Source organism: Caldanaerobius polysaccharolyticus DSM 13641, from assembly GCF_000427425.1.
Taxonomy (GTDB): domain Bacteria; phylum Bacillota; class Thermoanaerobacteria; order Thermoanaerobacterales; family Caldanaerobiaceae; genus Caldanaerobius; species Caldanaerobius polysaccharolyticus.
The window spans coordinates 545,735-560,422 of sequence record NZ_KE386494.1; the positions used below are offsets into that span (position 1 = coordinate 545,735).

Sequence of the window (14,688 nt, forward strand, 5' to 3'; positions counted from 1 at the left end):
TCACCTCCCGAGATACGCCGATATCACATCTCTCGCAATGGGCGCCGCAGTAATGCCACCTGTACCGCCTTCTTCCACCAGCACGGCGACAGCTATCCTTGGGTCGTCAGCAGGAGCAAAACCTACAAACCACGCGTTGTCTCTATCTTTACCTGTCTGAGCCGTTCCCGTCTTCCCCGCAACCTGTACGCCTGATATGGCCGCGGCGGTTCCTGTACCGCTGTTTACAACGGATACCATCATGTCCTTTATAGCAGCGGCGATTGCCGGCGAAACTGGCGTCAGAAAGCTCCTTGGCGAAGCACTCTGGACCACTTTGCCGTCAGGGCTTATCACCTCTGATACCATATACGGTTGCATCATAATGCCATTATTGGCTATGGCAGAGGTTATCATAGCCATCATAATAGGGGTAACCTGAACCTTTCCCTGCCCAATGGATCTCTCTGCAAGCTCCACATTATCTGACAACAGCTTAAAAGGTGGAAATGTGCTTTTGGATACAGGCAGGTCAAAATCTAATTCATTATTGAAACCAAAAGCTTCTGCCATTTTGATCATATCGCTTTTGCCTACCTCAAGCCCTATCTTTACAAAAGTAGAATTGCACGAAACCCTGAAAGCATCGCGCAAATTTAAAGATCCATGGGCTTCGCCCTGGTAATCCGATATCTTTCTTCCATCGACTATTACATATCCCTTGCAATTGTAAATTTTATCATTAATCCCAGAAACGTACTTGATCGCTGCGCTGGCTGTCACTATTTTGAATGTAGAACCAGGGGCATACAAACCATTTAACGCCCTGTTCAATAGCGGACTATTGGGATCGCTGTTCAACTGTTTCCAATCGCGGTCAATGGTATTAGGGTCAAAGGTTGGTTTTGACACCAAAGCCAAAACAGCGCCAGTTTTCGGATCCATGGCTACCACTGCGCCTTTATAGTCGCCCAGCGCATTGTACGCTACTCTTTGGAGTTTGCCGTCTATGGTCAACCTCAAGTTATCGCCGATCTTGCTCTTGCCCAGTATTTCTGAGCGCAGCACGTCCACAGGTTTATTGCTCCCTAAACCTAGTAAAGCCCTGTTATAATAAGCTTCTAGTCCCGCGCTTCCATATTGAACGCTTCTGTAGCCTACTATAGGCGAAAAGATCTTTCCATCAGGGTACACGACATTCCAGTAACCATTGCCGTCTTTAGAACTGTATGCCAATACCTGACCGTTTCTGTCGATGATACTTCCTTTCTTGACCTTGCGCTCTTCCATCAACGCCCGAGTATTGTACGGATTTGACAACAGACTGGGAGCATATGAAATCTCAAAATAGGTCATGTACACCACAAGAGACAAAAGCATAAGCGACAATATCCCAAAAACCACTTTTATACTTCTATTGGTCCTATTGGTGTTCAATGCTATCACCTATTCTCTCTGAAACTGACTTGAGTATCCCAAGTAAAATAAAGCTCATGACAATAGAACTTCCTCCATAGCTTATAAATGGCAGTGTAACTCCTGTGAGGGGAATAAACTTTATCACGCCACCTATAATGGTAAACACCTGTATGCTGAACATAGCCGTAAGGCCCACGGTTACCAATTTATCCACAATGTCCTCACACCTTAAAGATATCCTCATGCCCCTGTACAGTATCAAAAAGTACATGATTATAATAGCGGCTGCCCCCAAAAAACCCATTTCCTCGCATATGGCAGAGAAGATAAAATCGGTGTATACGGCAGGAATCAATTCAGGGTGTCCAAGGCCAAGGCCGGTACCCAGATACCCCCCTGAAGATATGGCAAGCAGAGATTGGACGATCTGATATCCCTTACCTGGCACATCTATCCATGGATTTAACCATGCATCGATTCTGATCCTGACGTGGTCAAATATATAAAAACTCATCAGGCCCCCTATTCCCAAAGCCATAAACCCTATAGCGGCGTAAAGCCAATTGGATGTAGCCACGTACACCATGACCAACCCCGTGAGGAAAAATATCAAAGCAGATCCTAGGTCCTTCTGCAACATCAAAAAAAGTACCAGTAAAAGTGTAATGCCAAAAGCAAATAGCACCTGCCTTTTCCCTTTTTTCTCGGCTAGAAAATTTGACATAAACAATACGTACAACAGCTTTACAAACTCCGAAGGCTGAAATGTAACTCTACCTATGCTGAGCCAATTGGTAGATCCGCCCACTTCTTTGCCGAACACAAGGGTTACAATAAGCATGGCAAACCCCGCCACTATATAACCAAAGTAATACCTGTTGACCTTATCGGTAAATCTATACAAGTAAGCAGTTATTATAAACAAAAGCATGCCAGATGCCACCCATACAATCTGCTTTATCGCCAAGTTGGGTTGCAGGCGGTATATTATTATAAGCCCTATTTCGGACAGAAAAGCGCTTATTAGAAACAGCACCACATCCCCCTCGGGCATGAGGTATTTTATGAGAATGTAAACCATGGAAAAGACAAAATCAAATATCAGCGCTATATACAGAGGCTCTGTCCTGACAGGTATTTTATATATAGAAAGCAGAGAAAAAGCAATAAAACTCATGATGTATATTAAATAAAAAAGTCTCCTATACACTCTCTCCTGTATTTCCATCCTATTCTCTCCTCATCTTCTATCAAAGTGCTCGCTAAACCTGAAATCTTCATTGGCGATAGAAATTATATCGCCGGATTTTAACCTTACAGGCTTCTTAATCCTCCTTCCATTTACAAAAGTCCCATTAGTGCTTTTGAGATCGTCTACCCAAAATTTTCCGCCTTTTTTGTAGATCTGAGCATGTTTACTGGACACGTATTCGTTTTTTAAAATCACATCGCAATCGTCAGCCCGCCCGATGGTTGTCACATTGTACAGAGTGTAATTCTCAAAAGGAGGCTTTAAAGAGGCTATGCGAGCCGTTGTCTCTACATTTCTTATATCCTTTTTGCTCCTATCGCCTCTTATATCCATGTACAACAGCTTGAGCACATTGTACAAAAAATAGTATATTATAATTATAAATACAAATCTCAATACCCACGCAATAAAATTATACATACCTTCACCTCTATGGATTTCTGGGTATATTATATCACAAATACCTTTTACCCATAAAAATAAAAGCACAACTCATGTGCTTTTATTTGCTCTTACTAAGTATTTTCTTTAGATATTGACCTGTATAGGAGAATTCATTCATGGCCACTTCTTCGGGGGTACCACAGGCAATCACTCTACCCCCTTTATCACCGCCATCAGGACCCAAGTCGATGATATAATCAGCTGTTTTTATGACGTCCATGTTGTGCTCAATGATTACAACGGTATTGCCACCTTCAACCAACCTGTTTAAAACCTGGATAAGCCTGTCCACATCTGCCATGTGAAGCCCTGTAGTAGGCTCGTCCAGTATATACACAGTCCTCCCCGTGGCTTTCTTGCTCAACTCGGTTGCCAGTTTTATCCTCTGAGCTTCCCCTCCAGATAATTGAGTGGAAGGCTGTCCTAATTTGATGTACCCAAGGCCTACATCGTGCAAAGTCATGAGCTTATTCTTAATCCGGGGTATATTTTCAAAGAACTCCAAGGCCTCATCAACGGTCATGTCCAGTACATCTGATATATTTTTACCTTTGTACTTTATTTCCAGCGTCTCTTTGTTATATCTTTTCCCTTTACATACCTCACATGGCACGTACACATCTGACAGAAAATGCATCTCAATCTTTATAATCCCATCGCCGTGACATGCCTCACAGCGACCTCCTTTTACGTTAAAGCTAAACCTACCCTGCTTATAACCTCTCATCCTGGCTTCAGGGGTAAGAGCAAATACCTCTCTGATATAGTCAAAGACGCCGGTGTAAGTGGCAGGATTAGACCTAGGCGTCCTACCAATAGGCGACTGATCTATGTTTATCACCTTATCCAGGTTCTCCACTCCCAGAATTTCATCGTGATCGCCCGGTACCTCCTTTGCCTTGTTCAATCGCCGGGCAAGGCTCTTATAGAGTATTTCATTTACAAGGGTGCTTTTACCCGACCCGGAGACTCCCGTCACACACGTTATCACGCCCAGTGGTATCTTCACGTCAATGTCTTTGAGGTTATTTTCTCTAGCCCCTTTTATCTCCAGCCATTTTCCGTTAGGCTTTCTCCTCTCCTGGGGAATGTGTATCTTTTTTGCGCCGCTCAAATATTGGCCTGTTATAGATTCCTTGCACCTCTTTATATCCTCAACGGTACCCGCTGCTATGATCCTACCGCCGTTCTCCCCAGCACCTGGACCCACGTCTATGATGTAATCAGAAGCATACATGGTATCCTCATCGTGCTCCACCACTATAAGGGTATTGCCCAAGTCTCTCAGGTGTTTGAGGGTTTTTATAAGCTTGTCGTTGTCTTTTTGGTGAAGTCCTATGCTGGGCTCATCCAGGATGTAAAGGACACCCATTAGCCCTGAACCGATCTGGCTGGCCAGTCTTATCCTCTGGGCTTCTCCTCCCGAAAGAGTTCCTGCAGAGCGGGATAATGTGAGGTAATCCAGCCCTACGTCAATTAAAAACCCTAACCTGGCGTTTATCTCCTTTAAAATCTGGCCAGATATAAGCCTTTCCTTTTCGCTCAGCTTAAGCCCTTCTAAAAACTTTTTTAGCTCTATAATAGACATATTGCTGAGTTCAGCGATGGACTTTCCACCCACGGTCACCGAAAGGCTTTCTTTTTTTAACCTATCCCCCTTGCAAGCTTCACATGGGATTATCCTCATGTATTTTTCTATCTCTTCTTTTACTATCTCAGACTGGGTTTCATGGTAACGCCTTTCAAGATTGTTTATAACGCCCTCAAAGCTGGCATCGTAATAACGACCATCAGACCCCTTGACCTTTACCTTTCTATCGCCTATACCATAAAATATAATATCCAGCTTATCACCTAGGTCCTGTAAAGGGACTGTAATGTCAATGCCATATTCTCTGGCCACGGCCAGAAGAACTTTGTACGTCCAGCTGTCTTCAGAAGCTATCCACGTATTTACCGCACCTTCTAATATAGATTTTGACATATCAAAAAGCAAATCGGGGTCGATTTTCATCTTAAACCCCAAACCGCTGCACTCAGGGCAGGCGCCATAAGGGCTGTTAAATGAAAACATCCTGGGGGTAAGTTCCTCAATACTTATGCCACAGTCGGGACACGCTAGATTCTGACTGAACAGCAAATCCTCACCGTCCAGCACGTTTATCACCACAAGCCCTCCAGAGAGCTCCAGTGCCGTTTCTATAGAATCAGCCAGCCTGCTCCTTATATCATTCCTTACGATCAATCTGTCCACAACTACATCTATGTCGTGCTTCTTGTTTTTCTCCAGATTTATATCCTCTCCAATATCATAGATGTTACCATCAATCCTAAGCCTCACATAGCCCGCCTTTTTTATGTCATTGATGAGCTTAACATGTTCGCCTTTTCTGCCCCTCACCACAGGCGCCAGAACCTGTATTCTCGTCCTCTCCCCTAGTGCCATCACTTTGTCGATCATCTGATCCACCGTCTGCTGAGAGATCACCCTGCCGCACTTAGGGCAATGAGGGATTCCTATGCGAGCGTATAGCAACCTAAGGTAATCGTGTATTTCGGTTATAGTACCCACAGTAGATCGCGGGTTTTTGCTGGTCGTTTTTTGGTCTATAGATATTGCCGGCGACAGCCCTTCAATGTAGTCCACATCGGGCTTATTCATCTGACCCAAAAACTGTCTGGCGTAAGCAGAAAGGGATTCTACATACCGCCTCTGGCCTTCAGCATATATGGTATCAAAAGCTAATGACGATTTGCCAGAACCGCTAAGCCCTGTTATCACCACCAATTTATCCCGTGGAATCTTTACATCTATGTTCTTTAAATTGTGCTCCCGGGCCCCTTTGACATAAATATAATCCATTATCTCACCCCATAAAAATAAAAGCTATCATAGCGATAGCTTTAACGCCTCATATCTACTGTATTTCTGTAGTGGAGATAAGGGGAGTCGAACCCCTGACCTCTACAATGCCATTGTAGCGCTCTCCCAACTGAGCTATATCCCCGCCGACGATATATATAATACAATATTTTTTCCTCCGTGTCAATACGTGTTTACTGAATGTTTTAATACGAGTTCTTCCACTGCCTTAGCAAATTGGTCAGGGCACGATGTATCCCCTTGGCATTTAATGCCTTTAAGCCTCTCCGTCGCCTCCTTTACGTCCATCCCCTCTAAAAGCTTTGCCAGGCCTTGAAGATTTCCCTTACACCCCGCTATAAAATTTACATTGGCGATTTTACCGTCTATCACATCAAATACGATTTTCTTGCAGCAGACGCCGTGAGGTACATAACTGTAACGCATCAGTGCTATTCACCTCTCACTATTTTTTATATGCAATCTTCCCACTAATTACTGTCATATCAACAGACAAATCATTATTTAAAACAACAATGTCAGCATCCTTGCCTGTGCTTATACTGCCTTTTCTGTCATCTATGCCAATTGCCCTCGCAGGATTAAGAGTAGCCATTTTTATAGCTTCTGAAAGGGGTATTCCAAGAGTCGTTATATTTGCCACTGCTTTATCAAGAGTAAGAGTACTTCCGGCTAAAGAACCGTTCTCTATTCTCGCTACGCCTTTTTCTACGATAACTTTTTGTCCACCAAATACATACTTACCATCTCCAAGACCGCAAGCTAGCATCCCGTCTGAAATTAATATAATTTTTTCTGTACCTTTTATCTTTATTAAGATTTTTACTGACGCTGGATGTGAGTGTATAAAATCACATATTAGTTCACTATATATTTTCTATCGTCCAGAAACACCTCACCTAAGGCACCGGGTTCCCTGTGTTGAAAACCTTTCATGCCGTTATATGTATGAACGGCAAGTGAAGCTCCATGGTCAACGGCGTTTTTCATCTCTTCATAAGTAGCATTTGTATGCCCTAATGATATTTTTATACTCTTCTGGGTTACATATTTTACAAAGCATCCATCTATATCTTTTTCGGGAGCCAATGCTACTACTTTTATGCTATTATTTGACGCCTCAATGAACTTTTCCATAATGCTAATATCTGGTTCTAATATATACCTCTCGTCCTGAGCTCCTTTGTGTTCTTTGCTTATAAATGGCCCTTCGACATATGCGCCTATTATTTGCGCTCCATCTGTCCCTTTCTTCATTGTATCGCTTACGTTTTTAAGGGCATTATGAATATACTGTACTCCCATCGTCATAGTTGTAGCACAAAATGAAGTTACACCATGCTCTGCAAGATGAACTGAAATACTGTTTAATGCATCATAGCTTGCATCCATCACATCATATCCAACGCCACCGTGTACGTGTATGTCAATAAAACCAGGTACTATTTTTTTGCCAGTTACATCAAATACTTCAGCATCTTCTTTTATTATACCTTTCCCTATTTCTGATATCTTGCCGTCTGAAATTAATAAATCGCAATCATAAAGTATTCCGTCATTTGTATATATTTCACCATGCCTGAATAAAATGTTTTTCATATATATCCACCTTACAGTTAAAAATTTTATAATTTATCATTCTAATTATACCACACGTGAATGTCTACTGGCTTAATATAAGGGCAGCTGCTCCTAACACCCCAGCATCCTTGCCAAGCTTCGCTCTTACAATTTCTACTACCTCTGCATTGGCTTTTAAAGCCCTTTTGCCTATTTCCTTCATTATCCCTGCGTACATCATATCGAGGTCGTTGGACATGCCTCCACCTATTATAATGCGCCGGGGATTAAAACTGTTTATGATATTGGATATGCCAACCCCTAAAAGCTCTGCTTCTCTGTTCACCATCTCCAGCGCGTATTCGTCCCCTTTTCGCGCAGCGTCAAATACCACCTTCGCGTCTACTTTCTCTATGTCCCCTCCCACCATATCCAGTATTATGGACTCTCTCCTGCCGCTTTTAAGCCCCTCTACAACACGCCTGGTAAAGGCAGTACCAGAAGCCAAAGCCTCCCAACAGCCATAATTGCCGCAACCGCACAGAGGGCCATTCATATCAATGGTGGTGTGACCTAACTCTGCACCGTTGGAATTCTCTCCGTGAAATAGCTTGCCATCTATAAAGGCGCCTCCTCCTATACCCGTGCTCACCGTTATGTACACAAAGTTTTTGATGCCCTTGCCAGCTCCAAAAATCCCTTCCCCAACAGCAGCCGCATTGGCGTCATTGTCTACTTTTATAGGTACTGGAAATTCTTCCTGTATCCTGTCCTTCAATGGAACATCTACCCAACCAGGCAGGTTAGAAGTAAACTTGATAACCCCTTTTTCAGCGTCCAGCGGACCAGGCGACCCTACTCCTATTCCCTCCAGTTCGCCTAAGGAAACCCCTGCTTTATCCATAACAGTGTGTATGGTATCCTTTATCTTTTGTATTACCGCATCAGGCCCTTTATATGCTTCAGTAGGGACGTTTTCCCTCACCAGTATCTCTCCTACTTTATTTATGAGAACAGTGCTCAACTTGGTACCTCCCAGGTCCACTCCTACTATGTACTCTTTGTCAGACATAATATCACCGCCTATCTTTCGAATTTTTTGCATACATGCCACGCACACAATGGACTGGCTGGTAGAGCCAGTCCATCAATTATCTTATACTTAAATCCACTCTTCCTGCAGCTGACCAGAATTTACCCTCAACTATTTCAAGTCCCTCAGACTTTCTTTCGGCTAGCCAAAGCCTGGCATATGCGTTTGCGAGTTCTAAAAGATCAGAGGTTGTTATATTACCCTCAAGCCTTTTCAGACATACGCGTAACACCTGTCTTATAAACCACAGATCCTCAGGAAGATTTACTTTAGACGACTCTTGAGTAACTTCTTCAAAAACTTGTTTTATATTAGTTTTATCAGATTCGCTCATGCGGTAATACCAATAATCTGCAAAAAGCAAGTGCTTTATGTTATTGGTTATCTCCGCTCTGCCAAAGGCTTTTCGTACGCGCAGCACATTTCCATCCTCACCAGATAGGCTGATCCATTTCTGCTCCCACTGACCGCTGCCCTCTGCCAACTCCATGCCAGCTAAAAGAAGCGGCTTTAAGTATGAAAATAGGCATTCCTCACCATCGTCACCCCAGGCTGTTATAAAAAAGCCAGGCAGTTTCTTATGAACTGCTGCACCTATAAAGTTCTTTAAATTTTCAATGGCGCAGTGGAAATCAGGGTAGAATCTGCCCCAGTTTGAAAGCCCAGGACATACTATCTGTTTATCTTGGCGCTGACTTCCGAAGCTTTCTATTTTATTTAAAAAGAACTCTTTTGTTTGCGCACTGTAGTCCCAGTTGGCTATAATAACGCGATCCCATATATCGCTCTTTAGTATACTTTCCCATATTTTTCTCTCACTTGATCTAAGGTACATGCCGGTTACCATATCACCCCATACTATTGGGATTTTACCGTATTTTTCAACCATCTCAATCATATTGCGATAATGATATTCATACAGCATTGGACCTTGGAATGTCCATGTTTTATCAAGGCTTTTTCCCCTGCCCAGCGCCCACGTTTCATCCCCGCCTATATGTATGTATTTTGACGGGAAAAATTCCAACACTTCTTCAAGGAGTTCATATGCAAACCCTCTCGCCTCATTATCTGATAGGTCTAAGCATCCCTCGCGGGGTAAATGCCATTCGCTGTATTTTGAAAACTCTGGCAACATCAGTATCTGTTCCATATGGCCTGCAAGCTCAACTGAGGGCAATACCTCTATGCCAAGTTTACGACCGTGTTCTATTATCTCTTTAAGTTCTTCTTGCAAAAGCCTTCCTCTCGTACTTCCTATTTGAGGGTACTTTTGCCATGAGAACAGGTCTTCAAGATAGATGGCAAAATAATTGTATTTAAGCAAGAAAAGCCAGTTTAGTATATCTTTAAAAGTTGAAACACTGGGAACACCGCCACGTGCTATATCGAGATGATATCCTCTAAAAGGAAAACAAAAATCCTCTTCTATGACGACTTCTGGCAGAGCATCTTTTCTCTGCATTAAAAGCTGTATTATTGTAGCATAAGCGATGTTTTGATCACCCCATATTTTTATCTTGCCATCTTCTATCGATATGCCACATCCTTTTTTGTCTATTTTTTCAATTGTCCAACAACCTTTGGGTATAGAAAAGGTTTGTGCCAAAAAACAGGGCATGTTTGAAAAGCCGTCAAAAGCAAACCATTGCCCCGTAAAACGTATAGATTTGGGTTGAGGTACTATGTTGACCACAAATTTCTCCTCCCTTTAACTTTTTTGATTTTATTGGTACTGCTTTAATTCAATCATCCAACTTTCCTATTTTGAAATTCTTGAAGTGGCAGTGACCTCCTTTTAACAAAGATACTCCTATCTGGCCTCTTAAGTAAGGATTATTTTTATCATCATATTCAATCAATACTTTGCCTTTACTCATAGCTTTTATGTTGGCACCTTTTACTTCAATCCTGAACGTATATTCATTGTTATATTCCCACTTAAATGGAATTTCTTTAAGTGGGCGATACCCATTTTCATTTTTGTAAAGTACAAGCTTGTCATTATCCGCAAGGCCTACAGCATACGAACGCATAGCCCCTTGTACACGGAAGTTAATATTGTGGTACTTCCCCACCTTTGGAATCACTGTGGCTTCAAAACTGTAATCCTTCCAATCATAGCTCCCTGTATAAGCCTCTCCAAAATCATTTGTGCTTCCACTTAACTCCCCATTTTCCAATGTCCATATTCCTTTAAGATAAGTGAACTGGCTTACCTCTTTGTGTAAACCATGCCATACTTCCATCCTTTCTTTATTAAATTCTATCGTATAGTCAGGCTGTCCTGAAAAATCAAAATCATCAACATATGCAACAAATGTAGAATTCCAGCCGTGTTTCAATATAAACTTTACTCCAGCTTCTTCAATACATGCGCCTTCAAGGTGGGGAATCTCAAATGAAAGTTCTATCCATCTATTTGCTATTAGTTCAACTTTCTCCGATTCAATAAACTTTTCGTTATTGCCATCTTTAACATACAAACATGCAAAAGCCTGCGCGTCACTATCCTCCGGAAGCATTACACTGGCACTTATCCTTTGTCCTGGATATAGTATTGGTGAAAAACTTGGATCATAGCGGCTGTCATGGAAGTCACTAGGCCTATAGTAAGTTTTATGAAACACCCTTAATTCATTGCCGTATGCTACAGGTTTTGCTATCACTTTGAGAGCACCTTTACCACTGTGAGAGAATTGAGTAGTATGAACCAAGTCATACTCAAGATTGCTCTCACTCTCCCACGCCAAACGAAAGCCATGGGTTGAGCCCGGAAATTCAAAATGGAACTTAGCTGCCCTTCCCTCCAAAATATCCTTCCACTCTTCTGGTGGCTCTTCTCCTGCTATTTTATATGCAAGGTTTGCAATATATGATGCGCACCATGGAATATCAAGTATGTTTAAACTTCCTATGACACTCGAACACACCAAAAAATCGTTGATAGGTTTTCTCCATTTTTTATAGTCTATACCTTCAAGCCCGCATAAAACTCCCATAATAGTGCCAACATTGCCAACATTGCAGTCGGTATCCCAACCGCACATGTTGCAGATGTTAATAGTTTTTGAGAAATCTCCTTCCCCATACAACATGGATAATATCATTACAGCGGAATTAGGAATTATATGGCACGTGCCGGGATAGCGGTCATATCCATAATTAGTTTTTATAAACTTAAAGCATTCTCTCCAATTTTCAGGATGCTCATTATAAAACTTTATTACATCACGAGCCATCCTAGCATATTCGCAGTCCTTTGGTATAACCGACAATCCCTTCTCTATAACCTTTTTTATATCCTTCTCTGTAAATGCAGCGCTGATGCAAGCAGCTACAAACATACCGCCGTAGATACCGTTTCCTCCATGGGAAACGCTGGCCGCTTTTTCTGCATATTCAGCCGCAAGTTTGGGGTTATCAGGTATTACCAACCCCCACGTATCAATAAAGATCTGGCCGCCAATTTGCTCAGCCACAGCTGGCCCATTCTGTTCTATGGAACCCGAAAGCGGAGCCATTATACCGCTCCTTAAATTAAGGTATGCGGTGTGCTCTGTTGACTTACCGTATCCACCCCACCAGAAAAAACCATGCTCATAGGGCACATAATTAAGCCAGGTTAGACCTATATGCTCGGCTGTGATGTCAGAAGTGTATGTATAGTCTTCCAGTGCCCGCAAAAAAAACAGTGGCCCATTAATGTCATCATCAGCTGCAAATTCCTTGTAGTTCACAAGATAGTCAGTAATTTCTCCATAAATTTTTCCTATCTTTTCATATGTCCATCCTTCAATCGGGGCCCCGTGACGAACTCCTATTATTTTACCCAGTAAGCCTGCATAGACTCTATTTATATAATCTTTTGGAATTTTCCCCATTTTTCTTACTCTCCTTTTTCTATTGCCTTTCATTAAGAATGGAGATAGTTCTGCAAAAAAATAATGATTATATAACCTCTAATACGTCTGCATCAGGAAATTTAGGGAATGGGCTATGAGGTTCACTCTGATACCAGTAGCCAACTGATGCAATATCATCCTGTAAAGGAAGGTATCGTCCGCCAGATCTCCAACCTAAAGCCTGTATGGTTACTTTCAAATCTTTTTCAAAGCGTATTGGATCCATTATATGCCAGCGGTACATTCCGAAACGCTGTTGGCTTTTATATAAGCCGTCGGGTTTTATTACTTGAGAAAGACCTGAGTACAATGATGAGAATTTACCGTATTGTCCTTGAGGAAATTCAAAATTCCATGCACCTCCGAAATAGTCTTCAGTTCCAGTGCCGCATATGGTAGGAAAATCTTTATCCCCATCTAAGTAAAATTTTATCTCGCCTTCACCCCACCATCCGTTGTTGTTTACGCCCCATGCGATATATGTACCAACGTAATGCCCTTGTCCTTTTACATCGTCAAGTATTATATGGACCTCCTTATATTTAAGGGGATTATCACGACGCCATTGGGCATGAAAATACCCCACATTATCAGGTATATCCGTCAACGTATAGTCAATTTGATAGTACAGCACTGCAGGCTTATCGCTGAGATTTTCTATGGTGATCTTCGCTGATTTTTTAAAAGGCATAGTCCAATAAGAATTCATTCCACCAGCTGGATTTACAGCGATGGCTATAGAGTTTACATTGCTTAGCTCGCACCATCCATTGCAAAAAAAATCGCCAAAGGGAGTTTCCACTGATGGATGCTCTTCTCCATCCCAGTACATCCTTAGTACAAGAGATCGCCATTTATCTGGAAAACATGTCATCCATATGTGCTGGATAACGCCAGGTCCTTCAATATCTGCTAATGTAAAAACGCTTTTTTCTGGAATATTTATTGATGGAGAAACCTTCCAACCCACTCCCAGCTCCCTGGCGCATTCTTTTCCTGTGCCTTCTGTTGCCATTCCACCTTTACCTTTTTCACCAGTAAAGTTTTCTGGGCTTATCGATCGAGATTTCGCGTTAGATAATAGAGGTAAATTACCAAGGTTTAATCCGAAACCATTAAAAATCATCATTTATCCCTCCTGATCATCGTTTCCATAAATATTTTAACACCACTTTTTTAAAAACGATTGTTTTTATAGCCTCTACCTGAGCCGATCCAACGCTCTCCAATAGCAACAGCGTTAACGTCATTTATCAATATCGTTTTCTTATTTATTTGTTAATAACCGAATTCAAGTTTAATAAAGCATCAAGATGTCTAGATGTATCGAAAACCAAAAAATCAGGCATAATGCTGTACGGTGAAAGCTCTGCAGTTATATATCCGTCATACTTAACTTTGTACAGAGTTTTCATCACTTTTATCCAATCCACATCACCTTGAAAAATATTCTTGAACCCTTTAATATTCCCTATTGAAGTATCAAAATCTTTAACATGCACTCTTATAATGTAATCTGAAAGAATCTCTATCCAATATTCTGGATAAGAAAATGCCATTACGTTGCCCACATCAAAATAAGATTTTACGTAAGGGCTCCCAATCTCCTCTATAAAATTTCTCATCTCTATAGGACTTAATAAAAACTTATTCCAGACATTCTCTATTCCTATATACACTTTATTCTCTTCTGCTTTCACTCTTAATTCTTTTAAGGCCTTCAAAGACTTATTATATGCATCTTTATATGAAACAGTTTCATTGACAATACCCGGTACCACAAGTACTGCATCTGTTTCCAATAATACCGCAGTGTCAATCATTTTCTTAACTATATCAATTCCTTTTTGTCGTATCGCATTATCTTCACTTGTCAATGAATACACCCAGTGTAAGGACGTCGAGATACCAACTATTGATATCCCGACGTCTTTTGATATATTCAAGATTTCTTTTATTTCTTTCTCACTCGACTCAATTGTTAATCCATAATTTTCACCTAATTTTAAATCGTCAATTACACTTTTGCTTTTATTAAATTCCGTCATATTAATCTCTATACCGTCATATCCAGCTATTTTTGCCTTTTTAATGCATTCTTCCAATGAATAATTTTGTGGAAAACACCAGGCATTAATCCCCTTTTTCATAC

Annotated in this window: 10 protein-coding genes, 1 tRNA gene and 1 pseudogene; all 12 read right to left on the bottom strand. The window is 41.5% G+C overall.

Annotation, left to right across the window (positions count from 1 at the left end; translation table 11 throughout):
- A complete protein-coding gene (locus tag CALPO_RS0103600; protein ID WP_245589879.1) occupies positions 1 to 1,425 on the bottom strand; it encodes a peptidoglycan D,D-transpeptidase FtsI family protein in 1,425 nt (474 codons plus the stop codon).
- Positions 1,403 to 2,626: an FtsW/RodA/SpoVE family cell cycle protein gene (locus CALPO_RS0103605; RefSeq protein ID WP_026486108.1), complete on the bottom strand. Its 1,224-nt coding sequence runs from the start codon at positions 2,624 to 2,626 to the stop codon at positions 1,403 to 1,405. Before CALPO_RS0103605 ends, CALPO_RS0103600 begins: the two co-directional genes overlap by 23 nt.
- A gap of 12 nt (positions 2,627 to 2,638) precedes the next feature.
- Positions 2,639 to 3,070, bottom strand: coding sequence for an FHA domain-containing protein (locus CALPO_RS0103610; RefSeq protein ID WP_026486109.1), 432 nt, complete (start codon positions 3,068 to 3,070; stop codon positions 2,639 to 2,641).
- 82 nt (positions 3,071 to 3,152) lie between these two features.
- A complete protein-coding gene (gene uvrA / locus CALPO_RS0103615) occupies positions 3,153 to 5,957 on the bottom strand; it encodes an excinuclease ABC subunit UvrA (RefSeq protein ID WP_035172107.1) in 2,805 nt (934 codons plus the stop codon).
- Between the two features lie 72 nt (positions 5,958 to 6,029).
- Positions 6,030 to 6,102 (bottom strand) — tRNA-Ala (locus CALPO_RS0103620).
- A gap of 38 nt (positions 6,103 to 6,140) precedes the next feature.
- Entirely contained in the window at positions 6,141 to 6,404 is a 264-nt protein-coding gene (locus tag CALPO_RS0103625) for a TIGR03905 family TSCPD domain-containing protein (RefSeq protein ID WP_026486111.1), read from the bottom strand.
- A gap of 19 nt (positions 6,405 to 6,423) precedes the next feature.
- Positions 6,424 to 7,577, bottom strand: a pseudogene (gene nagA / locus CALPO_RS13185) (N-acetylglucosamine-6-phosphate deacetylase).
- 64 nt (positions 7,578 to 7,641) lie between these two features.
- On the bottom strand, positions 7,642 to 8,610 hold the full coding sequence (locus tag CALPO_RS0103635; RefSeq protein WP_035172110.1) for an ROK family protein: 969 nt from the start codon (positions 8,608 to 8,610) through the stop codon (positions 7,642 to 7,644).
- Between the two features lie 79 nt (positions 8,611 to 8,689).
- Positions 8,690 to 10,327 (bottom strand): beta-N-acetylhexosaminidase, encoded by a 1,638-nt coding sequence (locus CALPO_RS0103640; protein ID WP_026486113.1) that lies wholly within the window; start codon positions 10,325 to 10,327, stop codon positions 8,690 to 8,692.
- A gap of 49 nt (positions 10,328 to 10,376) precedes the next feature.
- Positions 10,377 to 12,515: an ADP-ribosylglycohydrolase family protein gene (locus CALPO_RS0103645; protein WP_035172113.1), complete on the bottom strand. Its 2,139-nt coding sequence runs from the start codon at positions 12,513 to 12,515 to the stop codon at positions 10,377 to 10,379.
- 67 nt (positions 12,516 to 12,582) lie between these two features.
- The gene (locus tag CALPO_RS0103650) at positions 12,583 to 13,665 is read right to left on the bottom strand and encodes a glycoside hydrolase family 172 protein (RefSeq protein ID WP_026486115.1); all 1,083 of its coding nucleotides are present in this window, start codon (positions 13,663 to 13,665) and stop codon (positions 12,583 to 12,585) included.
- Between the two features lie 142 nt (positions 13,666 to 13,807).
- Positions 13,808 to 14,686 carry a sugar phosphate isomerase/epimerase family protein gene (locus CALPO_RS0103655; protein WP_026486116.1) on the bottom strand — a complete coding sequence of 293 codons (879 nt, stop codon included), beginning with the start codon at positions 14,684 to 14,686 and terminating at the stop codon, positions 13,808 to 13,810.
- Between the last annotated feature and the right edge of the window lie 2 nt (positions 14,687 to 14,688).